Source organism: Microbacterium helvum (assembly GCF_014779795.1).
Lineage (GTDB): Bacteria > Actinomycetota > Actinomycetes > Actinomycetales > Microbacteriaceae > Microbacterium > Microbacterium helvum.
In genome coordinates this window covers 340,687-365,335 of record NZ_JACXZS010000001.1, presented here as the reverse complement: position 1 = coordinate 365,335, position 24,649 = coordinate 340,687, and the positions used below count along the sequence as shown (strand labels likewise).

At 72.3% G+C, this 24,649-nt stretch carries 22 protein-coding genes; 10 read left to right on the top strand and 12 right to left on the bottom strand.

The features are described from left to right. Nucleotides 1–7 precede the first annotated feature (7 nt). Both IF188_RS01630 and IF188_RS01625 read right to left on the bottom strand, forming a co-directional pair. Entirely contained in the window at nucleotides 8–193 is a 186-nt protein-coding gene (locus IF188_RS01630) for a DUF1918 domain-containing protein (protein ID WP_191170029.1), read from the bottom strand. A gap of 65 nt (nucleotides 194–258) precedes the next feature. Continuing rightward, entirely contained in the window at nucleotides 259–483 is a 225-nt protein-coding gene (locus tag IF188_RS01625) for a hypothetical protein (protein ID WP_191170028.1), read from the bottom strand. A gap of 56 nt (nucleotides 484–539) precedes the next feature. Here IF188_RS01625 and IF188_RS01620 point away from each other — a divergent pair, with 56 nt between their 5' ends. After that, nucleotides 540–1,457 carry an aldo/keto reductase gene (locus IF188_RS01620; protein WP_191170027.1) on the top strand — a complete coding sequence of 306 codons (918 nt, stop codon included), beginning with the start codon at nucleotides 540–542 and terminating at the stop codon, nucleotides 1,455–1,457. A 12-nt stretch (nucleotides 1,458–1,469) separates the two neighbouring features. On the opposite strand, the gene IF188_RS01615 is transcribed toward IF188_RS01620, so the two are convergent. The 3 genes from IF188_RS01615 to IF188_RS01605 all read right to left on the bottom strand — a co-directional run bounded on the left by IF188_RS01615 (nucleotide 1,470) and on the right by IF188_RS01605 (nucleotide 3,844). Further along, a complete protein-coding gene (locus IF188_RS01615; protein WP_191170026.1) occupies nucleotides 1,470–1,886 on the bottom strand; it encodes a VOC family protein in 417 nt (138 codons plus the stop codon). Nucleotides 1,887–2,005: 119 nt separating this feature from the next. After that, nucleotides 2,006–3,016 carry a DNA-3-methyladenine glycosylase family protein gene (locus IF188_RS01610; RefSeq protein WP_191170025.1) on the bottom strand — a complete coding sequence of 337 codons (1,011 nt, stop codon included), beginning with the start codon at nucleotides 3,014–3,016 and terminating at the stop codon, nucleotides 2,006–2,008. A gap of 90 nt (nucleotides 3,017–3,106) precedes the next feature. Next, nucleotides 3,107–3,844 (bottom strand): winged helix-turn-helix domain-containing protein, encoded by a 738-nt coding sequence (locus IF188_RS01605; RefSeq protein ID WP_191170024.1) that lies wholly within the window; start codon nucleotides 3,842–3,844, stop codon nucleotides 3,107–3,109. A 491-nt stretch (nucleotides 3,845–4,335) separates the two neighbouring features. On the opposite strand from IF188_RS01605, the gene IF188_RS01600 reads away from it, so the two are divergent. The 3 genes from IF188_RS01600 (at nucleotide 4,336) to IF188_RS01590 (ending at nucleotide 5,424) form a co-directional block, all read left to right on the top strand. Then, a complete protein-coding gene (locus IF188_RS01600) occupies nucleotides 4,336–4,629 on the top strand; it encodes a GNAT family N-acetyltransferase (RefSeq protein ID WP_191170023.1) in 294 nt (97 codons plus the stop codon). A gap of 94 nt (nucleotides 4,630–4,723) precedes the next feature. Beyond that, complete coding sequence (locus IF188_RS01595; protein ID WP_191170022.1) at nucleotides 4,724–4,954, top strand: hypothetical protein; 231 nt, start codon at nucleotides 4,724–4,726, stop codon at nucleotides 4,952–4,954. Then, complete coding sequence (locus tag IF188_RS01590; protein ID WP_191170021.1) at nucleotides 4,951–5,424, top strand: hypothetical protein; 474 nt, start codon at nucleotides 4,951–4,953, stop codon at nucleotides 5,422–5,424. The genes IF188_RS01595 and IF188_RS01590 overlap by 4 nt, the downstream gene beginning before the upstream one ends. Here IF188_RS01590 and IF188_RS01585 read toward each other — a convergent pair. The 3 genes from IF188_RS01585 to IF188_RS01575 form a co-directional block, all read right to left on the bottom strand. Next, nucleotides 5,421–5,660 (bottom strand): hypothetical protein, encoded by a 240-nt coding sequence (locus tag IF188_RS01585; protein WP_191170020.1) that lies wholly within the window; start codon nucleotides 5,658–5,660, stop codon nucleotides 5,421–5,423. The genes IF188_RS01590 and IF188_RS01585 overlap by 4 nt on opposite strands. A gap of 107 nt (nucleotides 5,661–5,767) precedes the next feature. Further along, nucleotides 5,768–6,502, bottom strand: coding sequence for an alpha/beta fold hydrolase (locus tag IF188_RS01580; RefSeq protein ID WP_191170019.1), 735 nt, complete (start codon nucleotides 6,500–6,502; stop codon nucleotides 5,768–5,770). A 1-nt stretch (nucleotide 6,503) separates the two neighbouring features. Next, nucleotides 6,504–7,064 carry a hypothetical protein gene (locus IF188_RS01575; protein ID WP_191170018.1) on the bottom strand — a complete coding sequence of 187 codons (561 nt, stop codon included), beginning with the start codon at nucleotides 7,062–7,064 and terminating at the stop codon, nucleotides 6,504–6,506. A 128-nt stretch (nucleotides 7,065–7,192) separates the two neighbouring features. Here IF188_RS01575 and IF188_RS01570 point away from each other — a divergent pair, with 128 nt between their 5' ends. From IF188_RS01570 to IF188_RS01560, 3 genes are all read left to right on the top strand, one after another. Further along, entirely contained in the window at nucleotides 7,193–8,341 is a 1,149-nt protein-coding gene (locus IF188_RS01570; RefSeq protein ID WP_191170017.1) for an exonuclease SbcCD subunit D, read from the top strand. Further along, the gene (locus IF188_RS01565) at nucleotides 8,338–11,562 is read left to right on the top strand and encodes an AAA family ATPase (protein WP_191170016.1); all 3,225 of its coding nucleotides are present in this window, start codon (nucleotides 8,338–8,340) and stop codon (nucleotides 11,560–11,562) included. Before IF188_RS01570 ends, IF188_RS01565 begins: the two co-directional genes overlap by 4 nt. A 193-nt stretch (nucleotides 11,563–11,755) precedes the next feature. Next, nucleotides 11,756–12,604: a GDSL-type esterase/lipase family protein gene (locus tag IF188_RS01560; RefSeq protein ID WP_191170015.1), complete on the top strand. Its 849-nt coding sequence runs from the start codon at nucleotides 11,756–11,758 to the stop codon at nucleotides 12,602–12,604. Nucleotides 12,605–12,660: 56 nt separating this feature from the next. Here IF188_RS01560 and IF188_RS01555 read toward each other — a convergent pair whose 3' ends face one another. Next, nucleotides 12,661–13,218, bottom strand: a complete 558-nt coding sequence (locus tag IF188_RS01555; protein ID WP_191170014.1) for a phosphorylase family protein — start codon at nucleotides 13,216–13,218, stop codon at nucleotides 12,661–12,663. A gap of 59 nt (nucleotides 13,219–13,277) precedes the next feature. On the opposite strand from IF188_RS01555, the gene IF188_RS01550 reads away from it, so the two are divergent. Next, complete coding sequence (locus IF188_RS01550; RefSeq protein ID WP_224751272.1) at nucleotides 13,278–14,804, top strand: MFS transporter; 1,527 nt, start codon at nucleotides 13,278–13,280, stop codon at nucleotides 14,802–14,804. Nucleotides 14,805–14,965: 161 nt separating this feature from the next. Here the strand turns inward: IF188_RS01550 and IF188_RS01545 are convergent, their stop codons facing one another. Together IF188_RS01545 and IF188_RS01540 are read right to left on the bottom strand one after the other, a co-directional pair. Continuing rightward, nucleotides 14,966–16,498, bottom strand: a complete 1,533-nt coding sequence (locus IF188_RS01545) for a lipase maturation factor family protein (RefSeq protein ID WP_191170013.1) — start codon at nucleotides 16,496–16,498, stop codon at nucleotides 14,966–14,968. A 4-nt stretch (nucleotides 16,499–16,502) separates the two neighbouring features. Further along, nucleotides 16,503–17,978 carry a phytoene desaturase family protein gene (locus tag IF188_RS01540; RefSeq protein ID WP_191170012.1) on the bottom strand — a complete coding sequence of 492 codons (1,476 nt, stop codon included), beginning with the start codon at nucleotides 17,976–17,978 and terminating at the stop codon, nucleotides 16,503–16,505. Between the two features lie 140 nt (nucleotides 17,979–18,118). Here IF188_RS01540 and IF188_RS01535 point away from each other — a divergent pair, with 140 nt between their 5' ends. Beyond that, nucleotides 18,119–18,706 (top strand): hypothetical protein, encoded by a 588-nt coding sequence (locus IF188_RS01535; protein ID WP_191170011.1) that lies wholly within the window; start codon nucleotides 18,119–18,121, stop codon nucleotides 18,704–18,706. Nucleotides 18,707–18,803: 97 nt separating this feature from the next. On the opposite strand, the gene IF188_RS01530 is transcribed toward IF188_RS01535, so the two are convergent. Then, a complete protein-coding gene (locus IF188_RS01530; protein WP_191170010.1) occupies nucleotides 18,804–20,864 on the bottom strand; it encodes an NAD(+) synthase in 2,061 nt (686 codons plus the stop codon). 156 nt (nucleotides 20,865–21,020) lie between these two features. Here IF188_RS01530 and IF188_RS01525 point away from each other — a divergent pair, with 156 nt between their 5' ends. Further along, complete coding sequence (locus tag IF188_RS01525; protein ID WP_191170009.1) at nucleotides 21,021–24,611, top strand: TM0106 family RecB-like putative nuclease; 3,591 nt, start codon at nucleotides 21,021–21,023, stop codon at nucleotides 24,609–24,611. Nucleotides 24,612–24,649: the final 38 nt, after the last annotated feature.

Below are 24,649 nucleotides of genomic sequence, written 5' to 3'. Positions count from 1 at the left end.
TGAGCGGTCACGGCGCGTGACGGACTTCGCAGTCGCTGCCGGGGGAGAGGATCGCCTCGTGACCGTCGTCGTAGCGGACCACGAGGAGCGGATTCTCGTCGCTGCCGCGGATCTCGACGACGTCTCCGGCGCGCTCCGTCGCCCCGACGACCCGGCCATGGATGATCACGCGATCGCCGACCTTGGCTTGCATGAGGACCACCTCCTGGCGCTCACGATACGTCGCGGCGGCCGCCAGGGGTAGAGCGAAGCCTGTCGCTAGAGCTGAGCCCCGTCGTCGTCGCGGTTCTCCAGCCCGACGTTGCGGCCGCGCCACGACTCGTACGCCATGAGCCACCCGATCGACACGGCCGCCGCGAGCACGATGCCCAGCAGCACGTTGCCCCAGATGAGTCCGAACACGATCCCCAGGGTGAACATCAGGACCGTGCCGAAGGCCCAGCCGGAGTGGCCGCGGGTCCAGCCCTTGCGTGTCGTGGTCATGTCGCCCAGCCTAGGGCCGCGACGGACGCAGCGGACGGCGTCGATAGGTTGGAGGCATGACCCTGAACGTCAGCCCGCTCACCATCGGCACCTCGGGCCTCGGCCGCGACACCGAACCCGGATCCGCAGAAGAAGAAGCGGCGGTGGCGTTCGCCGAGCGCCTGTTCGCGAGCACCCACGCCTTCGTCGACACTTCGAACAACTACGCCGGAGGCCGCTCGGAAGCCGTGCTCGGGCGTGCGATCGCCCGGATCGGCGCCGACGCGGCGACGCGCGTGATCTCGAAGGTCGACAGCGAACCCGGCACCGGTGTGTTCGATCGCGACCGGGTGCTGCGCTCGTTCGACGAGACGACTGCGCGGCTGGGCGTCGAGCGGCTCCCGCTGCTGCATCTGCACGATCCGTACTCGGTGACCTTCGACGAGGCGATGGGTCGCGGCGGCGCCGTCGAAGGGCTCATCGAGCTGCGTGAATCCGGTCGCGTCGATGCGATCGGCGTCGCCGCCGGGCCCGTGCCGCTCATGGCTCGCTATGTCGCGACCGGCGTCTTCGACGCCGTGCTCATCCACAATCGCCTCACCGTCGTCGACCGCTCCGCCGAACCGGTGTTCGCGGATGCTCGAGCGCGCGGCATGACCGTGTTCAATGCCGCGCCGTTCGGTGCCGGCATCCTCGCCACGGGTCCGCGCGAAGGCGCGATGTACGCGTACCGTCCGGCATCGCCGCAGCTGCAGGAGTGGGTGTCGCAGCTGCAGCGGGTGTGCGCGTCGTACGGCGTCACGCTGCCCGGCGTCGCTCTGCATTTCTCGCTGCGCTCGCCGCTGGTCGACACGACCGTGGTGGGGGTGTCGTCGGCCGCGCGTCTGGCTCAGCTCGACGAGCTGGCGGCGGCGCCGATCCCCGACGGAGTGTGGGCAGAGCTCGACGAACTCGGCCCCGCCCCGTCGGCGATCGACGACAGCGCGTACCTCTGACGCTGCCCGGACTCAGGGCTGCGAGGCGTTGAGGGCGACCATCCAGTCGATTCCGAACCGGTCGGTCAGCATGCCGAACCTGCCGCCCCACGGCGGCGTGTCGAACGGCATCGTGACCGTGCCGCCATCGGCGAGCTTGTCCCAGAAGCCCTGCAGCGACGCTTCGTCGTCGCCGCTCACCGACACCGAGATGCCCGCCGGCTTCTCGTAGGTCATTCCGCTGGGCGTGTCGGAACCCATCAGCACGAATCCGTCGGGGCTCGTCAGCTGCGCGTGCATGACGAGGTCGTTCTCGGCGGGATCCTGCACCATGCCGTCGAACTGGCCGAACGTCGAGATGTCGAGATCGCCGCCGAACACGCTCTGGTAGAAGGTCATCGCTTCGCGGGCCTGGTCGCGGAACGAGAGATACGGGTTGAGGCTGGGCATGTCGAACTCCTGAATCGGATCAATGGATGCCGCGCCCGGCCGCGTGGCGCGTCCCAGTGTGCTCGCCCCCTCCGACATCGACAAGGGGAGTGCGCTCGCCGAGCCTGCCGGAGCGCGCCTCAGCGGTCGCGGTGGTCCTCAGGGTGCAGTCGCGGAGCGCGTCGCGGTTCGACGACTCCGCTCGCGCCGATCAGCCGGATGACGCGCTGGCGGTGGCCGGGCCATGCGGCCAGGAGCCGCAGCATCCCGTCGTCGTCCGTGCGCTCGCCGGCCAGCGCATAGCCGACATGGTGGGCGAGGTGGAAGTCGCCGACGCTCACCGCGTCGGCATCGCCGAGAGCGCGGATGCGGGTCTCGGCCGAGGTCCACGGGCCGATCCCGGGCTGGCTGACGAGCACGCGGTCGACGGCCTCGCCGTCCTCGGCGGCGAGCACCGCACGCTCGATCGCGTCGCCGCGTCTCGCGGCGCGCACGAGGGCCTTCGACTGCGGCGGCTCGAGTCCGGCTCGGTGCCACACCCACGACGGCACGTGCTGCCAGCCCTCGATCGACGGCGGCGCGAACATCGGCTGCGGCGTGGGACCTGGTGCGCGTTCCCCGCACCATGTGACGACACGGCGCCACGCGCCGAACGCCTGCATCCCGGTGACCTTCTGCTCGAAGATCGCGCTGGCGAGGGCGTCGAAGACGAGGTCGGTGCGCGAGAGACGCAGGCCGGGGTTGCGGCGATGGGCGTCGGCGATGACGGGATGCTGCGAGGCGTCGAATCCCGACGGATCGTCATCGGAGCCGCACAGTGCCGGCAGCTGCCCCAGAGCCCACTCGCGGCCGGGACCCCACGCGGCGCCCCGCACCACGCCAGGGTGGGTCTCGCGGATCGCGAGTGTCGCGACACCCGCGGGCGTGCGACTGGCCCGCCAGATCACCGTGCCCGACACCGTCATGGTCGGGTCGCCCGCGCCGTGTCGCTGGTACAGCACGGTGCGACGAAGATCCAGCGCGTGCCGCGGGCGGTACTCGGTCTCGAGCGGACGCTCGAATGTCGGCCGCGGATCGCGAGTCGCGCCGTTGCGCGCCTGGAATCGCTCGGCGTCCCTCGTGCGAGGGATGCGCGAGAGCGACGTCGTCATGCCGCCCACCCTACGCCGGGACCACCGACATCGAGCTGCGAGAGCGGCCGGGGACCGGCATCCGCTCCCCTCGCCTCGAGGCGGAAGCCGTCAGAAGCGGTCGGGCGAAGGCGTGCCGTGGCCGTAGCGGATCACGACATCGGCGTGGCGGTCGAAGCGGTAGCCGACACCGCGCACGGTGCGCACGATGTCCTCGTAGCGGCCGAGCTTGGCGCGCAGGCGGCGGACGTGCACATCGATGGTGCGCTCGCCCGGCGCGTCCTCGTCGGAGGTGCCCTGCCACAGCGAGGTCACGAGCTCGGTGCGCTCGATCGTGCGACCTTCGCGCAGCACGAGGTACTGCAGCAGCTCGAACTCCTTGAACGTGAACGCAGCGGACTCGCCGTCGATGAGCACGCGCTTGCGCGAGATGTCGACGACGACACCGCCGGCGGCGTGCTCCTCGTCCTCAGGCTCCTCCTGCTTGGTGCGGGCGATCGCCGAGGGCTCGTGCAGCGCCAGGCGCACGACGTCGACGTCGCGACCGCCGGAGCCGACCGGGGCCAGCGCGACGGTGGCGTAGGTCTCGGCGGTCGGGGCGAGGTCGGCGAGAGTGCGGCGCAGCGCGTCGACGAGGACGCCGAGGCTGACGCCGTTCGCCGCGGCCTTGGCCTCGTCGATGCCGACGTACAGCGCGAAGCCGCGCGGCGCGGTGCCGGCGGGAAGAGTGCGGCCGGCCGGCTGCGCCTCAGGCGCAGCGGGGGTCTCGACGCGGGCGGGGTGGTTCACGGCGCGGAGGTGACGGACGGGAGCGGTGGCGGGGCGGTCGAGGAGTGCGGTGGTCGACATGATGATGGTCCTTGCGGAAGGAACCCGGATGACGGTGCCGGGTTCGGATGTGCTGCGGCCCTGATCGGCCGGGAGCCCGAAGAGGGCTGGTGCCCGACGTTGGGCGGTGTGCGAAGCGGATCCGGGTGCGCGTGATCGACGCACATGACCGGTGCTTCGGGGGACTCCATGCGATCCGTGTTCAGAAGCGGAGAAGGAGTCCGACGGGGGTCACCGTGCTAGTGGCACATTCGACAACACATGACAGCGCGGCCGGCCATCATCATGCCGGCAGTCCTGTTCGCCTCCCGGGCGGACAGAGAATGCGCGTTGTCAGTCATGAGGCCGATTATGACCGACTTTGTCGGAATACGTCAAATCGCCCGGATGCCGCGGCTCGATCGTGTCGGAATGTGACAGTTTGCTCAACCCGGGGCGGGGGCGCCTGAGTGATCACCGCGACATCCGTCGTGGTGCGCCCTGCTGTGCCCGCCCGGGCGTACCCTGTGCGGGTGAACGAGCTGCGTTTCGCGAACGAGCCGGACGCCTCGCGGTACACCTTGCACCGCGGCGACGACCTCGTGAGCATCCTCGACTACCGCGACGACGGCCGGACCGTCGCCATGACCCGCGCGTACACCGTCCCCACCTTCCGCGGGCACGGCTACGCCGGCGAGCTGGTCGGACGGGCGGTCGCCGAGCTGGAGAGCAGTGGCGACCGCAAGGTGATCCCGGTCTGCTGGTACGTCGCCGATTGGTTCGACGAGAACCCCTCGCACCGCGGCATCCTCAACGCGCGCGCCTGACCGCGTCTTCTGACGAGGCACTGACCGCTCTTGTCAACCCCGTGTCGTCCCGCGCCTGCGGGCCCGACCCTGGAGGTCGACGAGAGGAGCAGTCATGCAACGCGATCGATCCGAGGACCTTCCCGAGGGTGTGGTCGACGCCGCTCCGGCAGGCGGCTGGGAACGGGTGGACGACCAGGAGTCGCGCGAGCGCACCGCAGACGCGGACGCGGACGCGGACCTGCTGACGGATGCCGCGCTGCAGCCTGACGACCCGGTCGAGGGCGAGGCGGCACGACGCGGCACCGACCCGGACATGGCCGCCGAGAGAGGGGAAGAGCCGTGACGGTGACGGACAGCAGCCCTGACCACGCGGAGGGACGCACGACCGGACGCTCTGCTCCGGGCGGCGACCAGCCGGATCATGAGGCGGTGGGGGTCGGTGTCATCCGGGACCCGCGGCCGCACGCCGACGCGGCGGAGGGCGACGGCGTGGCGGAGGGCGACGGCATGGACACGGCCGACGCGCGCACGAGCGAGCAGCCTCTGGACGCGTCGCAAGACGACCGCCTTCCGGGCTTGTCTCGCGACGATCCGGCCGAGCTGGAGACGATCACCGGCGTCGTGGCGCAGACGCGGCAGGACACCGGCACCGCTCCCGCCGATCGCATCGTGCATGTCCTGCGCGAGCGGTTGGGGCAGGTGGGCGTCGACGTGTCGGGCGCGGAGCTCGATGAGCTCGCCCGTCAGATCTCTGCGGGCGACGCCGACGAGAACTCGGAGCCCCCGCAGCGCGACGAGAACGCGCCGGCTTAGGCGAGCACGCAGTTCGCGCCGGCGTCGTCGTGCGCGTGCACCCCGATCGGTCGCGGCCACGCGGCGCGCTGCGGGCGGACCGGCGTCGCGCCGTGCCGACGGCTCGGGGCGATGGTTCCGCCGAGCGCCGGCACGGGGGTGGAGCGCTCGCGGATGGCGGCCAGGATCAGGCGCTCCTGCTCCCTCGTGCGGGTGTCGTGGTGGTACTGCTGTTCGGCGGCGAATACAGCGAACATGGTTTCCTCCGTTGGTTCGACAGTGCCAACCTACGAGGGGGTTCCGACATTGCCGGCAGGGTCCGGGATGGCAGGAATCCGCCGCCACCCGGCAGCCGCCGCGGCACTCACCCGCTGTCGTGCGCGAACGCGCGGATCAGGCGCGCGGCGGGTGCGGCATCCCTGATCATCGTCTCGTGACCGTGCCCCGCGATCTCGACGAGGCGCCCGCGCGGCAGCCCCTCGGCCACGCGCCGGCACCAGGCGCGGGGCGCGACCAGGTCGTCCTCGCCGCGGATCACGAGCGCGGGGGCCTGCGCCCGGTGCAGCACCTTCTCGGGGCGGTGCACGAGCATCGCGCGGAACTTCGCGCGCAGGCGGGGCCCCGCGCGCACGTACTCCCGCGTCCCGCGGCCGATCACGCGGGGACTCTCCACGGCGATGTCGCGCAGCAGCCGCCACAGCTGACGCGGTGCGGTCCGGGCGGACGGATCGACGGTCGGCCCGACGAGAACCAGGTGCGAGACGGTCGCGGCGTGCCGCACCGCCACTTCGAGCGCGACCTGCGCGCCCATGGAATGTCCGACGACGACGACAGGGCGGCCCACGCGCTCGCGCAGGAACGCCGCCAGGAGGTCGGCCGTGCGCTCCATCGTCAGCACGCGCGCGGGTTCCGGCGCCTCGCCGTACCCCGGCAGGTCGACCGCGACGACCTCACCGTCGTGCAGGTGCCGGATGAGGTCGCCGAACACACTGCGCCCCATGCCGATCCCGTGGACGAGGACGTACACCGGCGTGCCGTGCCCGGTGCGCTCCACGACGACCGTGGCGCCCGCGTGCGCGAACCGTTCCACCGGCGCCATGTCAGGCGGCGCCGGGCTGATCGCGCAGGCCGACGCGATCGGGGATGTCGAAACGCACGCCGGGCAGCCACGACGACGGGGCGGGCCAGGGCCGCGAAGCAGGGAGCGCGCGCAGCCGTGCGCGCACGGCGGCACCGGACGCCTCGACCGGCAGCACGCGCGAGGGTGCGTGGTGCGCCAGCGCGCCGAGCCACCAGTGCCGCCAGGTCCCTTCGATCGCCTCGGGGCCGGCGACGAGATAGTAATCGGGCATGACCGCCTCGCCGGCGGCGAACAGCGTCAGCAGGGCCTCGACCTCGGCGTCGAGAGAGCCGAGCGTCGCACGCTCCTCGTAGAGCTCCACCCAGGCCGCCGCGACGTGCACGAGCGGATCGGCGTCATGGACGACGTACGGCAGTGAAACGGATGCGACCACATGCGCGGCAGCGGCGGGCTGCGCGTCGCGCAGCGAGAGGGCGACGAGCGCCGGCACATCCGCGAGGCCGCTCAGCAGCTCGTCGCTGTCGGCGCCGACGAGGGCGACGACGGTGGCCAGCGGGGCCGGTTCCGGGGTGAGCGCCATGTTCCACGATACGTCCGTCGTGCGCGCGCAGGGCCGCGCACCGCCGGTCGTGTCGCTGGCGGCGGGCGATCGGCGTCTGCGCGGCCTGCCTCGGCGAGGATGTCGGAGCCCGAACGTACCGTGGCTGCATGCGGATCCTGCACACCTCGGACTGGCACATCGGGCGGTCGTTCCACGGCCACGCCACGCTCGATGCGCTGCGTGGCGTGCTCGAGGCGCTGATCGCGCAGGTCCGCGATCGCGATGTCGACGTCGTGATCGTCGCCGGCGACGTGTTCGACTCGGCCACGCCCGCCGCGGGCGCGTACACCCTGCTCTCGGACGCGCTGCGCGGCATCGCCGACGCCGGTGCGACGGTCGTGGTGACCAGCGGCAACCACGACTCGGCGGCGCGCCTCGGATTCCAGTCCGCACTCCTGCGTGACGGCGTGCACGTCCTCACCGACCCCGGGTCCATCGGCACCCCGGTGACGGTCTCGGATGAGGACGGACCCGTCCACATCTACGGCATCCCTTTCCTCGAGCCGGTGCTGATGCGGGCGCAGTGGCCGGGCGTCCGTTCGCAGGCCGATGTCCTCGAGCACGCGATGCGCCTCGTGCGCGGCGACGCCACGGCGCGCGGCGGGCGCACGGTGGCGATCGCGCACTGCTTCGCCGCCGGCGTCGAGCCCACGCCGCACCTCGAGCGCGACATCCAGCAGGGCGGGCTCGACATCGTGCCGCTTTCGACGTTCGACGGTGTCGACTACATGGCGCTCGGGCACATCCATGGCCGGCAGCAGCTCGCTCCGCACGTGCGATACGCGGGGGCGCCGCTGCATTACAGCTTCGACGAGGGCCACAAGCCCCGCGGTTCGTGGCTCGTCGAGCTGGGGGCCGACGGGCTCGGAGATGTCGAATGGATGCCGCTGCCTGTGCCGCGCGCCCTCACGACGCTGACCGCGACCCTGGACGAGCTGCTCGCCGACGAGCGGTTCGCGGCGCACGAGGGCGACTGGGTCCGTGCCGAGTACACGGATGCGCTGCCGCAGCGCGATCCGATGCGGCGCCTGCTGGCGCGATTCCCGTTCTGCGCCGAGGTGCGGCACGCGCCGCCCGTGAGCCGCGTCGACGCCCCGCGGACCTACGCCGAGAGGGTGCGCAGCGCGGGCAGCGACGCCGAGCTCGTCGACGCCTTCCTCGCCCATGTGCGCGACGGCGAGGGGGCGACGCGCCGTGAGACCGAGCTCGTGCGCGAGTTGCTCGACGAGCGGGTCCGCGCGGAGGCGACCGCATGAGACTGCATCGGCTGGAGCTGACCGGCTTCGGTCCGTTCCGGGAGTCCCAGACGGTCGACTTCGACGCGTTCGAGCGGGACGGCATCTTCCTCATCACGGGACGCACGGGCGCGGGCAAGTCGAGCATCCTGGACGGCGTGTGCTTCGCGCTGTACGGCAGTGTGCCGCGCTACGACTCCGGCGACAAACGGCTGCGCAGCGACTACTGCGAGCCCGAGGACCCGACCGAGGTGCGCCTGGAATTCACGGTGGGCGATCGTCGGTGGCGCGTCACGCGTGCGCCCGAGTATCAGCGCCCCGCGCGGCGTGGCGGCGGACTCACCGCCGAGCCCACCCGGGCCGAACTCGAGGAGCTCGTCGACGGGGAATGGATCGGCCGCGCGGCGCGTCCCCGCGACGTCGGACTGCTTCTCGACGAGGTGCTGGGCCTCAACGCACAGCAGTTCCAGCAGGTGATCCTGCTCGCGCAGAACAAGTTCTCGCGGTTCCTGCTCGCCTCCGGCGGCGAGCGGCAGTCGCTGCTGCGCGCGCTGTTCGGCACGCGCCGGTATGAGGAGTACACGCGCGCGCTGGCCGAGCGCAGCAAGCAGGCACAGCACGAGGTCGAGGCTCTGGGCGAGCGCGCCCGGACTCTGCTCGACCAGGCCGAGCGGCTCATCTCGGCGAACGGCCTGGACACGCACGACGCACCGGCCACGCACGACGCACCGGCCACGCAGGGGGCACCGGGGGAGCCGGCGGCGGCAGTCGCGGGCGGCGCAGCGAGTTCCGATCCGGCGGCGCCCGGCACGGCCGCTTCGGCCGACCTCGCAGCGACCGGGTCCACGCGCGATCTCGCCGGTCGGCGCGCCGCTGTCGAGCTGGCCGGGCAGCGGGCCGCGTACCGACTCGACACCGCGTCCCGCGATCGCGACGCGGCCGAGACCGCTCGACGCGCGGCTGAGGCCGCACATGCAGCGCTCGTCGCACTGGCCAAGTCGCAGAGCGATCTCGCACGGGCGCGTGCGACACTGTCGACCCTCGAAGACGCGGCCGCGAGCATCAGCACCGACCGCGTCGTCCTCGCCGAGGCGCGCGCCGCCGAGGCGCTGCGCGCTCCGCTCGACGCCGCGCGTCGAGCCGGCGAACTCGCGGCGACCGCCGCCGCCGCACAGGCAGCCGCGGACGCCGCGTGGCGCCGCACGGCGCACAGCGCCGATTCGGACAGCGGCGCAGATCCGGACGGCGTCACCGCGTCCGATGGTGTGGCCGGGTCCCATGACCCCACCGGCTCCGACGGCGTGGCCGGCTCGGCGCGCGAATCCGACGCCGGGCTCGCCGCACTCGTCGAGCAGCTCACCGGCGACCTCGCGATCTGGGCGGCGGCCGCCGCACAAGAGAGCGAGCTGGCCGCGCACGTGGCCGAGCACACCCGGGCGTCATCCGACGTCGTGCGCCTGGAAGGCGATGTGGTCGCGCTCGACGCCCAGCGCGAGGCGGTGCCCGCAGAGCTCGACCGACTCGACGCAGAACTCGCGGCGGCGCGTGAGCAGGCGGCCCTCCTCGAGCCGGCCCGTGCGCGCCAGGCCGAGATCGCAGGGCGTCTCGTCGCCGCCGAAGACGCCGTGCGTCTGGCTGTGGCACGACAGGCTGCCGAGCAGGCGCATCGCGACGCCGCCGGCGTCGCGGCGAGCACGGCGGCCCGCGTCGCCGCGCTCCTGCAGCGCCGCCTCGACGGCTACGCGGGCGAGCTCGCCACCCATCTGGTCGACGGACAGGCGTGCGCCGTATGCGGCGCCCTCGAACACCCGAGTCCCGCAGCCCCGTCGGACGAGCCCGTCACCGACGAGCTCCTGGCCGAGGCCGAGGCCGAGCGCGACTCCGCGTCCGCTGCCGAGCGCACCGCGTCCGATGCGGCGCGCATCGCGCGCGAGAGCCACGCCGATGCCGCCGCGCGGGCAGGCGGTGAGACCGTCGAGGCGCTGCAGGCGCAGCTGCAGACAGCGGCGGACGAGGTCGCGGCCGCTGAGCAGGCCGCCGCCCGTCGCGACGCCATCGCGGTGCAGCGTGCACAGCTGGCAGAGCTGGACGCCGAGGCCGAGGCATCGCGCACCGTGCTCGCCGAGGCGCTCGCGGCCGCGCGCACCAGGGTCGCCGCGCTCGGCGTCACGATCGAGGCGATGCGACGCGCGGTCGACGACGCCCGTGGGCCGTACTCGACGGTGGCGGAACGTGTCGCGCACGCCACGGCGGTGCGCGAGGCCGCGCGCGCGGCGCTCCGCGCCCGCGACGAGGCGGCGCGCGCCGCCGCGTCGTACGAGACCGCCCGCGTCGATCTCGATCTGCGTGTGGACGCCTCGCCGTTCGCCGGCGTCGATGCCGCTACGGCAGCGCTGCGCCCGCCCGAGGTCGTGACCGCGATCGCCGACCGCGTCGCCGCGCATGAAGCGCAGCTCACCGCGACACGGGCCCGCGTGCTCGAGCTCGAACTGGAGCTCGCCGGCGCGCCGGACGAGCCGATCGACACGGCGCAGTCGCAGGCTGCGCTCACGGCAGCCGACGAGGCTCGCACAGCCGCCCTCGATGTCGAACACCGCGCGCGGACCCTGGTGTCAGGACTGCGCGACCTCGGGCTGCAGATCGACGATGCCTGCGCGGGAATCGGCGCACGCGCAGACGACGCGGCCGCGATCACTCGCCTGGCCGACACGCTGGCGGGACGCGCGCCCAACACGATGAAGATGGATCTCGAGACCTTCGTCCTCGCGGCCGAACTCGAAGAGATCGTCGCGGCGGCCAACAACCGGCTGTCCGACATGTCGTCGGGGCGCTACCGACTGCAGCACACCGACGCACGTGCGGCACGAGGCGCCGCGTCGGGACTCGGCCTCGAGATCCTCGACGCCTTCACCGGTCAGGCGCGCCCCGCGCAGTCGCTGTCGGGCGGCGAGACGTTCCTCGCGTCGCTCGCGCTGGCACTCGGACTCGCCGAGGTCGTCACCGCGCGGGCCGGCGGTGTTCGCCTCGACACGCTGTTCGTCGACGAGGGCTTCGGCTCGCTCGACGACGAGACGCTCGACCTGGCGATGCGCACGCTGGATGAATTGCGTCAGGGCGGACGCACGGTGGGGCTGATCAGCCACGTCGCGGCCATGAAGGAGCAGCTGCCGGCCCAGCTCGTCGTCGAGGCGACCCCGCAGGGACCGAGTGTGATCAGCCAGGGCGCGGTCGTCCCCGGCTGAGCGGCCACTCAGCACATCGGCCGGCCGACCGCCACCGGGAGAACTCCCACTGTTGCGGGCCGGATACGCGGGTGTATTGTACGCGGCAGATCGCATCCTGGGGGACACGCGATCCCGCCCGAACCGCCGGTCACACTCCGGCCGCGGCCGCCTGCCGCGCCTTCACCCGTCACGACGACGTACGGAGTCGACTGTGCACACTTCCACCCGGGCGCGCCGCGCCCTCGCCGCGTTCGCGGCATCCGCGCTTCTCCTCGCCGGGACGCTCGCCTCGGCCTCCGCCGCGAACGCTGCACCGCCGCCGGCGCAGATCGTCCGCATGGCAGCCCTCGGCGACTCGATCTCACAGGCGGCGATGACGTGCTCGAGCCTGACCGCCTGTCCCGCCAACAGCTGGTCCACCGGCTCGACGACCACGGTCAATTCCCACTATCTGCGGCTGCGAGCCGCCGGCGCGACCGCACTGGTGCCGTACAACGACGCGGTCTCGGGCGCCGCCTCAGCGGCGCTGCCCGCACAGGCGCAGAAGGCCGTCGCACAAGGGGCGCAGTACGTCACGATCGAGATCGGAGCGAACGACGCGTGCACCACCACGGTCGCCGGCATGACGGCGACCGCGACGTTCAAGGCCAACGTGCTGGCGGCCCTCGCCTCGCTCGCAGCCGGCCCATCGTCGCCCGAGATCTTCGTCGCCAGCATCCCGAACCTCCAGCGGATGTACGACCTCAACAAGGGCAGCAGCACCGCGCGGTTCATCTGGGCGATCCTGGGAACCTGCAAGTCGATGCTCGCGAACCCGACGAGCACCGCGACGGCCGATGTGCAGCGTCGCGCGGCCGTGCAGCAGCGGGTGAACGAGTTCAACCAGGCGCTGTCTGAGGCGTGCGCGGCGACGGCGAAGTGCCGCTACGACGGCGGCGCGGTCGCGAACTACGCCTTCGTGAAGTCCGAGATCTCGACGCGGGACTACTTCCACCCTTCGCTGTCAGGACAGGCGGCGCTCGCCGCCCTCACCTGGCCGAAGACGCAGTGGGTGTCATGACGCCCTGAGGGGCGGCATCCACTCGCCGGCGTCTGGTCCCGCAGTGCAGGGCGGGATCAGACGCCGTAGTCGTCGCGGATGCGGTCGCGCAGCTGGTGGCTGCAGGCGGCGACGGCGGCGTGCCAGTCGGTGATCGCGCCGTCCTGGGCACGATCCGATACGGCCTTGAGCACGCGGATCGGCACGCCGAAACGCTCGGCCACCCAGATGTACGCGTACGTCTCCATGTCGACGAGTCCCGCGCCGAGGGGCCGGATGACGGCCACCGCCTCGGCGTCGTCGACGAAGTGGTCGCCGGTGGCGATGGTGACACCCTCGCCGGCGATCTCGATACGGCTCGGCAGCGAGACGTGCTGACCAACGATGCCGTCGATGTCGGTCACGTCGTGCTGGATCGCCGCCGAGATCTCGTAGACGGATGCCTCCAGCCGGGCATCGATCGCGCCCGCGGTGCCGACCACCACGATCTCGTCGTAGGGCGCGGCATCCAGCGCGCGCGTGAGCGCGTAGGTGGCCTGCAGCTTGCCCGGGCCCGTGACGAGCCTCGTGAAGCCGGGCAGCTCCGCTTCGAAGGCGACGAGCTCTGATTCGAGGGCGGCGACGAGCAGTCTCATCCGACCATTCTCGCCCCCGAGCGACTGCCGCCGCATCGTGCGGGGATAGCCTGAACCTGATGTCGAAGACCGATCAGCCTCGCTCGGGTGCGGCGCCGGTGCCCGCACACACGGCGGTCATCCCGCTCAGCTCAGGTGCGCGATGGCGCGCCTTCTGGGTGTGCGCCTCGGTGGCGGCGATCACGATCCTCGACATGACGAAGGTCAACGTCGCGCTGCCGTCCATCGGCGAGGTGCTGGGAGCCGGGTCGACCGAGCTGCAGCTGATCGTGTCGGGCTTCGTGCTGACGTTCGGGCTCACGCTCGTGCCCATGGGGCGACTGGGCGACCAGCGCTCGCGCCGCACGCTGTTCGTCGTGGGCCTGTCGCTGTACACGCTGACCAGCATCGCCTGCGCTCTCGCCCCGACGGCCGGGTTCCTGCTGGTGGCGCGGCTGCTGCAGGGTGCGGCCGCCGGCGTGCAGATGCCGCAGGTGATCGGCATGACCCAGGAGCTCTTCCAGGGCAAGGAGCGGGGCCGCGCCTTCGGACTGTTCGGAGCGACGATCGGCGTGGCCACCGCGTTCGGACCCACCCTCGGCGGCCTGCTGATCGCGCTGGGTGGCCCGACCGACGGCTGGCGGCTCATCTTCTGGATGAACGTGCCGCTGTGCCTGATCGCGATCGCGTTCGCGCTGTGGCTGCTGCCCGACACCCGCACCCGGTCGCAGCGTCCGGTCCAGCTGGACCCGGTGGGCGTACTGCTGTTCGGCCTGAGCGTCGTCTCGCTCATGTGGCCGTTCCTGTTCACGACCGGCGCGCCGACCGACAACCCGGCACGCTGGTGGATGCTGGCGGCCTTCGCACTGTTCGTGTCGGCGTTCATCGCGTGGGAGCGCCGCTACGCGTCCCGCGGTCGCAGCCCGCTGCTGCCGCTGAGCCTGTTCGGGGTGGAGTCGTTCCGCAACGGCACGCTGCTGCAGACGGCGTACTTCACCGCGACGCCCGCGATGTTCCTGGTGACCACCCTGTTCCTCCAACTGGGGCTCGGGCTCGCGCCGGTGTACGCCGGCATGGTGTCGATCGGCTTCGCGCTCGCGAGCGCGATCACGTCGTGGGTCGGCGGCAACCTGGTCAACACGCATGGCCGCGTGGTCGTGGTGTGGGGCCTCGTCGGCATGATGCTCTGCGTGGCCGGCCTCGTGCTCACGGCGCTGTACTCGGATCCGGCGTGGGTGCCCTATATCGCCGCCGTCGTCATGACGATCGGCGGCGCCGGCGGCGGTCTGGTCATCGCCCCGAACCAGACGCTCACTCTCGCCGACATCCCGGTGAAGCAGGGCGGCCTGGCGGGCTCCGTCGGCCAGCTCGGTCAGCGCATCGGCGCCGCCGTCGGCACGGCGGTCGCGCTGTCGATGTTCTACGCGGCCATCTATCGCGAGTCCGGCTCGCACGACGACCTGGTCGTGTTCCACGATGCGTACGCGTTCGGGATGCTGTCGGTCGGGGTGTTCCTGGCGCTCGCGTTCCTCGTGGCCATCGTCGACCTCACCGCCCGCCGTCGCACCCGCCGGTCGTCGGCCGACACCGGCGGCCCGATGCCCTGACCCGCCCTTCTGGCCGGGCCGCGGGGCGAGACCGCGTGACAGCACCGGCCCGGTTCGACAGACGGTGCTATCGCGCGGTCTCGCGGAAGAGGCGGAGACGAGACAGACGGGCCGGGAGCGGAGGACAGCGGGATGCCGCCGACCGCGGGCGCCGGCATCCCTCACCCGCGCAGCGACACCGGGCCCATCACCGGCCGCCGCCGGTCCCGCTTCCAGCGGGCGCGGCTCTCGCGGAACTCCGCGCGGGTCGTGAACCGGTACCGGTACGACACCGCCCGCACATAGCGGGGCCGCTGACCCGCGAACGGGTCGTCGTCGAGCAGGCGCAGGGTGGCGGCATCCGCTTCGAGGAGCTTCACCAGGAACGCTGTGAACCAGTCGTCGAGCGACCGGCCGAGCGGCAGGAACCACATCAGCCAGTCCAGCCGCAGATGGTACGGCGCGAACTGCCGGGGGATGCGGCGCAGGTCGCCGGGCTTGCCCTTGAACCCGTACTCGTGCCACGTAGCCGTGTGCGGGTCGTCGTCGAGAGTGCCCTCCACGACGATCTCGATGCGCTCCCTCGTCACCGTGCCGAACGCGCCGTAGGCGTTCGCCAGCTGCCAGCGATTGAAGCTCGCGTTCATGAGCTGGCGGCGGGCGAACAGGTTGCGCAGCGGCGCCCAGCTGAGCCATGCGTACAGCAGCCCGATCGCGCACGTCACCACGACCCAGTACACCGGGAGAGCGGATGCCCCACCGCCGGCATCCACCCGTCCCACTCCCGGCACGCCGATCGCCGAGAACGCGAGCACGATCGTCATCCAGTTGAGCCACGCGAAGTTGCCCGTGAGCACGAGCCACAGCTGCGTCGCGATCACGATCGCCGCGGCGACCGCGCCGACGATCGCCGGCACGGGACCGGGGACCCCGAGCCCGGCCAGCGGCGCGAACAGGAACCACGGCACCACCAGCTGCGCGAAGTGGTTGCCCAGCACCTCGCCCTTGTGGAACCAGCGGGGCAGCAGATGCGCCTGGCGGCTGAGCGGGCCGGGCATCGGCTGGGTCTCGTGGTGATAGGTCAGCGCGGTGAGGTCGCGCCACTCTCGCCCGCCGCGGATCTTGATCATCCCCGCGCCGAATTCGAGCCGGAACACCAGCCACCAGAACAGCACGATCACGACGGTCGGCGGCGGCTGGTCGTCCGAGCCGAGGAACGCCGCGAGGAACCCGGCCTCCAGCAGCAGCATCTCCCACCCGAACCCGTAGAACGTCTGGCCGATCGACGTGATCGACATGTACCCCAGCCACAGTGCGAGGAAGCACAGCATCGGCACCCACGGCGGACCGAGTTGAGGGATGCCGGCGGCCAGCGCTCCGGCTACGGCCACGCCGCCCACGCACAGCGCCACCAGGCGCCGGTCGGTGTACCGGAGGTACCGGAACACGGTGGGGTGAAGCTGGGCCCACGCGCCGCGAGGCTCCGCGCGACGCGTCAGCGGCGCGTGGAGAAGGCGTGGGGACCACTTGCGTCCCTTCGCGACACCGCCGTGCGCCCACGTGAGCAACTCCGGCGCGGGCAGCAGCCCGTGCTCGCCGAGGAGCGGGCGGAACTGGTTCAGCGTCGAGACGAAGGCCACGACGTACAGAGCCGCGATGCCCCGCTGCAGCACCTGCCGCGCGAACTCGAAGTCGACTGCCGCCCACCCGTCCATCGGCTCACGTCCCGAACAGGTCCTCGAGCTCGAGGCGCTCGCCGTACCCGTGGCGGGCGGCGTCGCGCAGCGCCTGACGGGCCGCGTACCAGCCCGGCATGCCGGTCACTCCGGGCCCGGGCGGCGTCGACGCCGAGGCGAGATAGACGCCCCGCAGGGGCGTGCGCCACGGCCTGGTCGACACGACGGGGCGGCGGAACGCCTGAGCGAAGGTGAAAGCGCCGCCCAGGACGTCGCCGCCGACGTCGGCCGGATTGAACACCGCCCGCTGAGCTGCGGTCATCGCGTGGCTGGCAAGGATGTGGTGGCGGAAGCCCGGTGCGAATCGCTCCACCTGGCGCACCACGAGTTCGGTGGGATCGAGCGTCGACGCCGCCGGCACATGGATGTACGCCCACAGCACGTGCTTGCCGGCGGGAGCGCGCGACGAGTCCAGGATCGTCGGCTGCACCGCCAGCACGTACGGGTGCTCGGACATCCCGCCGCGGGCGACGGCGTTCTCGCTCGCCTCGATCTCCTCGCGCGTGCCGCCGAGGTGCACCGTGGGGGAGAGCGCGACGTCCGGGTGAGCCCACGGCACCGGCGCGTCCAGTGCGAAGTCGACCTTCGCGGCGGCGGCGCCGTAGCGGTAGCGGCGGATCGCCGCGGCATACCTGGGCGGCAGTCCGGGATGCGTCAGCAGCAGCCGTGGCGTGGTGTCGAGCAGCAACAGGTCGCCGGCAGCGGCGTCGCCCCAGTCGAGCTCGCCGAGCGAGGTGACGTGGCGCCGCGTCTCGACCGTGCCGCCGTGCTCGTAGAGGTCGGCCACCAGCGCGTCGGCGATCATCTGCGCGCCGCCGCGCGGGAACGCCCAGCCGTCGGCGGAGTGAGCGTGCGCCGCGAGGAACAGTCCCGATGCGGCGGCGCCGAGCGACGGCATGCGCGTGTTGGCGTGTGCGAGCACGCCGGCGATCAGAGCGTTCGCCTCCTCGGTCGCGAACGTGCCGCGTCCGAGCGTCGAGCCCAGCTGCAGGGCGCGGAGCCCGAAACGGACGGTGGTGAGTGGATGCCGCGGCCACCGCAGCAGCTGAGACCCGGCGAAGTCCACCACATCGCCGAGGTGGCGGGTGAGCGGTCGGACGACGGCCCGCCAGGCCCGCGCGTCGGTGCCCAGCGCATCGGCGGTGCGCTCGAGGTCGCGCCACGCGATCGCCGCCCGGCCGCCGTCGAGCGGCTGTGCGTACGACGCGCGCGGGTGCACCCACTCGATCCGCTCGCCGAGTCCGAACGCGCGGAAGAAGGGGGACGACAGCGCCGCGGGGTGCACCGCCGAGCACACGTCGTGGTGGAATCCGGGAAGGGTCAGCGAGGCCGTGCGGACGCCGCCGCCGACCGTCGACGACGCTTCCAGCACCCGCACCTCGTACCCCGCGCGGGCGAGCGACACGGCGGCGGCGAGCCCGTTGGGTCCGCTTCCGACCACCGTCGCACGCCTGGCCATGGCTCCATCCTCCCACCGGGCAGCCACCGTGACGGCGGCCCTTGCGCCCGGACGCATCGTGTGGGCGTGGCGCTCTTCCTCCCCGCTCGCGCCGGGGACAGGATGGTGGTGCGGACGGTCCGCAGGGGATGAGGTGGATCATGCAATCGGTGCTTCTCGACACTCCGGCGGGGATCACGGCGCGGCTCGGGTGGGACCCCAAGATGCCCGAGCACGACCGCAAGCGTCAGCTCGCGAAGGAGCTCGTCGCGGCGCGACTCGGCGTCGAGCCGAAGGACGTCCGCGTCGAGCGCGAGGCGCCCCGCACCTTCGGCTTCCACACGCAGCTGATCGTCGAGGTCGGCGGCGAAGAGGTGCCGCTGAAGATCCGCAACGCGAACTTCCGCGCCGCAACGGTCGTCGCGCTCACCGATCCGGCCTTGCCGCTCGGCCTCGACCTGCGCGACGCCCACCCCGACGAGAGCGACCTGCACGTCATGCAGCGCCACTCGCACCTCTTCGACGAGCACGACCTGCCGAAGCTGCTCGCGCACTGGACGCGGGTCGAGGCGGTTCGCGACGCCGACGGACGCGGCGCCCGCGTCGCCGCCGACCACGTGCGACTGGACAGCTCGCTCACCAAGGGCTGGCTGCCCGACCGCAAGGTGCAGTACCGGCTCGCCGACGCTTCGCGCGACAGCTGGATCATCACGCTCGCGTACGCGCCGGACGTCGCATCCGGTCGTTGAGCGGAGCGACCCTCCCGCTCGTTGAGCGGAGCGACGAAGGAGCGAAGACGAAACGCCCCGGCCGCACGGACGGCCCGGGCGCCCGGCATCCACCGAATCAGTCGTTCACGAGATCCGGCAGCGCCGCTGCGAGCTCGGCCAGCCACGCGCGCGCGTTGCCGTCGGAAGGTGCACGCCAGTCGCCGCGCGGCGACAGCGAGCCCGCCGGTGACACCTTCGGGCCGTTGGGGATCGCGGAGCGCTTGAACTGCGCGAAGGCGAAGTAGCGCGTGAGGAACACCTGCAGCCATTTCGCGACGGTGGGCAGGTCGTAGGCGTACCGGTCCTCGTCGGGGAATCCCGGGGGCCACGCCCCGGCGCCGGCGTCGCGCCAGGCGTGCTCGGCGAGGAACGCGATCTTCGACGGCCGGAACCCGTAGCGCAGGATGTGGAACAGCGCGAAGTCGTGCAGCGCGTACGGTCCGATGCGGTCCTCGGTGGACTGCATCCTGCCGTCCTGGCCCGCCGGCACGAGTTCGGGCGAGATCTCGGTGTCGAGGACGGACTGCAGCACCGCAGCCTCGGCGGCGTCGACGCCCTCGCCGTGCGCGATCACCCAGCGGATGACGTGCTGGATGAGAGTCTTCGGCACCCCGGCGTTCACGGCGTAGTGGCTCATGTGGTCGCCGACGCCGTAGGTCGCCCAGCCGAGTGCGAGCTCGGACAGATCGGAGGTGCCGATGACCATGCCGCCGTGGTGGTTCGCGAGGCGGAACAGGTAGTCGGTGCGCAGCCCCGCCTGCACGTTCTCGAACGTCACGTCGTGCACCGGCTCGCCGTCGGCGAACGGGTGACCGAGGCGCTGCAGCATCTCGGTCGCGGCCGGGCGGATGTCGATGGTCTCGATCGACGCGCCGACAGATTCCGCCAGCGCGATCGCGTTCGACTTGGTGTGCTCGCTCGTCGCGAAGCCGGGCATGGTGTACGCGAGGATGTCGCTGCGCGGGCGTCCCATCCGGTCCATCGCCCGGGCGACGACCAGCAGCGCGTGCGTCGAGTCGAGGCCGCCGCTCACGCCGATCACGGGCTTCGGGCCCCCGATCGCGCGCAGGCGCTGCACGAGCCCCGACACCTGGATGTTGAAGGCCTCGTAGCAGTCCTGCGCGAGGCGTGCGGGGTCGTCGGGCACGAAGGGGAAGCGGTCGAGGGCGCGGCGCAGCCCCACATCGGCCCGCGGCGGGTCGAGCCGGAAGTGGACGGTGCGGAACCCGGAGTCCGCGCCGACGGTGCGGCGGTTGTCGTCGAACGTGCCCTGGCGCAGCCGGTCCTGGCGCAGCCGGTCGAGGTCGACGTCCGCGATCGAGCGGCGCGGCCCGTCGGGGAAGCGCTCGGTCTCGTCGAGCAGGCTGCCGCCCTCGTAGATCATCGTCTGGCCGTCCCACGAGACGTCGTTCGTGGACTCCCCGGTCCCCGCGGCGGCGTACGCGTATGCGGCGAGGCACCGCAGCGACTGCGACTGCACCAGGTCCTTGCGGTCCTCGGCGCGGGCGATCGTGATGGGGCTGCCGCTGAGGTTGAGCAGCACGGTCGCGCCGGCCAGCGCCGCCCGCGACGACGGCGGGATCGGCACCCAGACGTCCTCGCAGATCTCCGCGTGCACCACGAGGCCGGGGACGTCGAGCGCCTCGAACAGCAGATCGGGGCCGAACGGCGCCTCGAGCTCGCCGACGCGGATGTCCTGCCCGGACTGGTCGTCGCCCGGCGCGTACCAGCGGCGCTCGTAGAACTCGCGGTACGTCGGAAGGTACGACTTGGGGGCGACGCCGAGCAGCTCGCCGCGGTGGATCACCACGGCGCAGTTGTAGAGGCGGTTGCGATGGCGCAACGGCGCGCCGACGACGAGCACCGGAAGAAGATCGATGGATGCCGCCACCAGGCCCTCGATCGCGCGCTCGACGGCGTCGAGCACCGGGTCCTGCATCACCAGGTCGTCGATCGCGTAGCCGGTGAGGCACAGCTCGGGGAAGACGGCGACGGCGACGGCGTCCGCATCGCACACGCGGGCGCTCTCGAGCACGGCTTCGGCGTTGGCCGCCGGGTCGGCGATCGCGACCGGGATCGTGCACGCGGCCACGCGGGCGAACCCGTGCCGGTACGCGCTCTCGAAGGGCAGGCTCATGCGCTCCAGTCTGGCAGGTGGGTCCGGGCTTGCGGCATCCATCGCTCCCGTTCCCCTGTCGCCATCGGGGCGCCGCCGGAACCGATCGTGACAGGCGGGCGGCCGAGCGTCGGGGTGTCGGTGGGCGCGGTTAGGGTCGAACAAGAAGGGGAGGGCATGCGATACATCGAAGGCGAAGGCCGGATCGTCTGGAGTGCGAGCGACCTCAAGGCCGCGGCCGAGTGCGAGTTCGCATGGCTGCGCGCGATCGACGCGCGGCTGGGTCGCGTGGCGGCCGTCGAAGAGCCCGAGGACCTCACGCTGGAGCGTGCGGGCCGGCTCGGCACCGTGCACGAGCGGCGGGTGCTGGACGATTACGTCGCGCGGTTCGGCGATCAGGTAGTCGAGATCCCCGAGACCCGGTCGACGGATGCCGCCGCCCTCGCCGATGCGGTGGCCCGGACGAACGCGGCGCTGGCCTCGGACGCCGAGGTCGTCTACCAGGCGGCCTTCGCGACGGAGTCGTTCGTCGGCTTCGCCGACTTCCTCGTGCGCGACGACGCGCGGCGCTGGCTCGTGCAGGACACCAAGCTCGCCCGCCACGCACGTGTCACCGCCCTGATGCAGCTCGCCGCCTACGTGCACCAGCTCGATCGGCTGGGTGTGCCGCGGTCGGACCGCGTCCAGCTGCTCCTCGGCGACGGCAGCGTCAGCGAGCACGAGGTCGACGACCTGCTCCCGGTGTTCGAGCTCCGGCGCGAGCGCCTGGCCGCGCTCGTGGCCGACCGCCGGCTCGACCTCGGCGCCGCGGGCGAGCCGATCGCGTGGGGCGACGCCCGCGGCGAGCTCGGCGTGATGGCGTGCGGCCGGTGCGCGACGTGTGACGCCGAGGTCGTGGCATCCCGCGATCTGCTGCTCGTGGCGGGCATGCGTCCCGTGCAGCGCGAGCGTCTGCGCGACGCCGGCGTCGCAACCATCGAGCAGCTCGCCGAGGCGGCCGCGGCCCCCGCGGGGATGAACCCCGACGTCTTCGCGTCCCTGCGGACGCAGGCACGACTGCAGCTGCTGAGCCCGGCGGGCACGCCGCCGCTCGTGGCGCCGAAGCCTCCGGTCGAGGCGGCGGTGCTCGGCGGCGAGGGCGGTGTCGTCGTCGCGGTGGCCGAAGAGGCGCCCGCCGCGCCGCCGATGCCGGTCTACGAGGTGGTGGCGCCGAAGGCGCTCGCCGCGCTGCCCCGCCCCGACCACGGCGACCTGTTCTTCGACTTCGAGGGCGACCCGCTGTACACCGAGCCGCCGGTGCCGGGGGAGCCGACGCAGTGGGGCATCGACTACCTCTTCGGCTGGGTCGACAACCGCGAGCAGTACACGCCGCTGTGGGCGCACAGCTTCGCGGAGGAGAAGCGGGCGCTCGAGGTGTTCCTCGACCTCGTCAATCTGCGCCGGCAGCAGTTCCCCGGCATGCACATCTACCACTACGCGCCGTACGAGCCGACACACCTGCTCGCGATGGCCGCCCGCCACGGCGTCCGCGAGGCGGACGTCGACCGGCTGCTGCGGGACGGCGTATTCGTCGACCTGTACCCGATCGTGCGTCGGGCGCTGCGTGTCGGATCTCGGTCGTACTCGATCAAGAAGCTCGAGCCGCTGTACATGGGCGACGAGGTGCGCACGAGCGACGTGCAGAAGGGCGACGACTCCATCGTGCGCTACGTCGAGGCACGGGCGCTGCAGGCCGACGGCGACGAAGCTGCGGCAGGTCTGGTGCTCGACGATCTCGCCGACTACAACCGCTACGACTGCGTCTCGACGCGCCGGCTCCGCGACTGGCTGGTCGATCGCGCGCGTGAGGCCGATCTGCGGCCGTCGACCGACCCCGAGCCCGACGAGCGCGCCTACGAGCCGTCGCCGCGCGCGACGATGCTCGACGGGCTCGCTCAGCAGCAGCCCGAGGACTCGGTGACGGCGCGGGCGCTCCGACTGGGCGCAGCGGCCATCGACTACTACCCCCGTGAGTCGAAATCGTTCTGGGCGACGCACTTCCTGCGATTGCGGGAGCCCGTCTCGCTATGGGACGAGAACCGCGATGTCGTGGTCGTCGACCACGCGCGCAGCACCGTGCGCGAGGACTGGCACTTCGCCGAGAGCGGGCGCGGCGGCGAGCGGCGCCTCGTCGAGATCCACGGCGATCTCGCGCCCGGGACGCGCCTCAGCGAGGGGACGAACCCGTTCGCGCTGTACGAGCTGCCGGCGCCCTACCCGTTCGAGCCGCGGGCGCGGTGGATGCACTCGTACCGCTCGGTGACGGTCGTCGAGGTGCTCGACGACGGCGCGGTGATCGAAGAGACCGCCGTCGACGGCATCACCTGGAGCGAGCTTCCGCTCGCGCTGACGCCGCCGGCGCCGCCGAGCGCCGGCAACCAGCAGTCCGCGATCGACGCCTGGGCGGATGCCGTCATCGACGCATCGCCCGAACTGCCCGCGGACCCGGCCACCGACATCCTGCGTCGCCAAGCGCCGCGCACCCTCACGGGAACACTGCCGCAGGCGGGCGACGACATCGTCGACGCGATCGCCCGCGCCGTCCGCGATCTTGATCGCAGCTACCTCGCCGTGCAGGGTCCCCCCGGGACGGGCAAGACCTACGTGGGCTCGCACGTGATCGCGCGGCTGGTGCGCGATCACGGCTACAAGGTGGGGGTGGTCGCCCAGGGGCACGCGACCGTCGAGCAGCTGCTCGAGCGCGTCATCGCGGCGGGAGTGCCCGCGGCGCAGGTCGGCAAGGCGCCGAAGGATGCGTCGGCGCCGCACTCGTTCACGGTCCTGCCCAAGAACGGGATCGCCGCGTTCACCGGCGAGCACCAGACGGACGGCTACGTCATCGGCGGCACCGCATGGGACTTCAGCCACGAGGGTCGCGTGCCCCGCGGCAGCCTGGACCTGCTCGTCGTCGACGAGGCCGGTCAGTTCTCGCTCGCGTCGACGATCGCGGTGTCGCTCGCCGCCCCGCGGCTGCTGCTGCTCGGCGACCCGCAGCAGCTTCCGCAGGTCAGCCAGGGCACGCATCCGGCGCCCGTCGACACGTCCGCGCTCGGGTGGGTCATGGACGGCGCCGACGTCATCCCGGTGGAGTACGGCTACTTCCTGGCGCAGACGCGGCGCATGCGCCCCGAGGTCGCCGAGCCGGTGTCGACGCTGTCGTACCGCGGCAGGCTCGAGGCACATCCGTCGACGGCGCTGCGCCGGCTCGACGGCATCCATCCTGGTCTCATCCCCGTCCCGATGCGCCACCACGGCAACGCCACGCAGTCGCGGGAAGAAGCGGCCGAGGTGGCGCGGCTGGTCGCCGATCTCATCGGGCGCCAGTGGACCGATGCCCGCACAGACGACGAGGGCGTCTCGACCGCTGTGCCGCCGAGGCCGCTCGGACAGCGCGATCTCATCGTCGTGACGCCGTACAACGCTCAGCAGGTCGCCGTCGAAGAGGCGCTCGCCGCCGCCGGGTTCCCGGACGTGCCGGTGGGCACCGTCGACAAGTTCCAGGGCAAGGAGGCCGCGGTCGCGATCGTGTCGCTCGCGGCTTCGAGCGGGCGCGACGCGCCGCGCGGCCTCGAGTTCCTGCTGCTGCGCAACCGGCTCAACGTGGCGATCTCGCGCGCCATGCACACCGCGTACGTGGTGTACTCGCCCGGACTGCTCGACGACCTTCCGTACACGCCCGAGGGGGTGGCGCGGCTGAGCGGCTTCGCTCGCCTCGTCGGACGCGGCTGACCGCACCGAGCACCCGCTAGACTCGCGCACACCCGCAG

Bases quoted from the DNA above. Each gene is read 5' to 3' on its own strand.
- IF188_RS01630 (WP_191170029.1), bottom strand. From the start codon at position 193: ATGCAAGCCAAGGTCGGCGATCGCGTGATCATCCATGGCCGGGTCGTC.
- IF188_RS01595 (WP_191170022.1), top strand. From the start codon at position 4,724: ATGCAACGCGATCGATCCGAGGACCTTCCCGAGGGTGTGGTCGACGCC.
- IF188_RS01575 (WP_191170018.1), bottom strand. From the start codon at position 7,064: ATGGCGCTCACCCCGGAACCGGCCCCGCTGGCCACCGTCGTCGCCCTC.
- IF188_RS01550 (WP_224751272.1), top strand. From the start codon at position 13,278: ATGTCGAAGACCGATCAGCCTCGCTCGGGTGCGGCGCCGGTGCCCGCA.
- IF188_RS01535 (WP_191170011.1), top strand. From the start codon at position 18,119: ATGCAATCGGTGCTTCTCGACACTCCGGCGGGGATCACGGCGCGGCTC.
- IF188_RS01545 (WP_191170013.1), bottom strand. From the start codon at position 16,498: ATGGACGGGTGGGCGGCAGTCGACTTCGAGTTCGCGCGGCAGGTGCTG.
- IF188_RS01555 (WP_191170014.1), bottom strand. From the start codon at position 13,218: ATGAGACTGCTCGTCGCCGCCCTCGAATCAGAGCTCGTCGCCTTCGAA.
- IF188_RS01620 (WP_191170027.1), top strand. From the start codon at position 540: ATGACCCTGAACGTCAGCCCGCTCACCATCGGCACCTCGGGCCTCGGC.
- IF188_RS01565 (WP_191170016.1), top strand. From the start codon at position 8,338: ATGAGACTGCATCGGCTGGAGCTGACCGGCTTCGGTCCGTTCCGGGAG.
- IF188_RS01625 (WP_191170028.1), bottom strand. From the start codon at position 483: ATGACCACGACACGCAAGGGCTGGACCCGCGGCCACTCCGGCTGGGCC.
- IF188_RS01580 (WP_191170019.1), bottom strand. From the start codon at position 6,502: ATGGCGCCGGTGGAACGGTTCGCGCACGCGGGCGCCACGGTCGTCGTG.
- IF188_RS01570 (WP_191170017.1), top strand. From the start codon at position 7,193: ATGCGGATCCTGCACACCTCGGACTGGCACATCGGGCGGTCGTTCCAC.
- IF188_RS01615 (WP_191170026.1), bottom strand. From the start codon at position 1,886: ATGCCCAGCCTCAACCCGTATCTCTCGTTCCGCGACCAGGCCCGCGAA.
- IF188_RS01525 (WP_191170009.1), top strand. From the start codon at position 21,021: ATGCGATACATCGAAGGCGAAGGCCGGATCGTCTGGAGTGCGAGCGAC.
- IF188_RS01585 (WP_191170020.1), bottom strand. From the start codon at position 5,660: ATGTTCGCTGTATTCGCCGCCGAACAGCAGTACCACCACGACACCCGC.
- IF188_RS01610 (WP_191170025.1), bottom strand. From the start codon at position 3,016: ATGACGACGTCGCTCTCGCGCATCCCTCGCACGAGGGACGCCGAGCGA.
- IF188_RS01540 (WP_191170012.1), bottom strand. From the start codon at position 17,978: ATGGCCAGGCGTGCGACGGTGGTCGGAAGCGGACCCAACGGGCTCGCC.
- IF188_RS01605 (WP_191170024.1), bottom strand. From the start codon at position 3,844: ATGTCGACCACCGCACTCCTCGACCGCCCCGCCACCGCTCCCGTCCGT.
- IF188_RS01530 (WP_191170010.1), bottom strand. From the start codon at position 20,864: ATGAGCCTGCCCTTCGAGAGCGCGTACCGGCACGGGTTCGCCCGCGTG.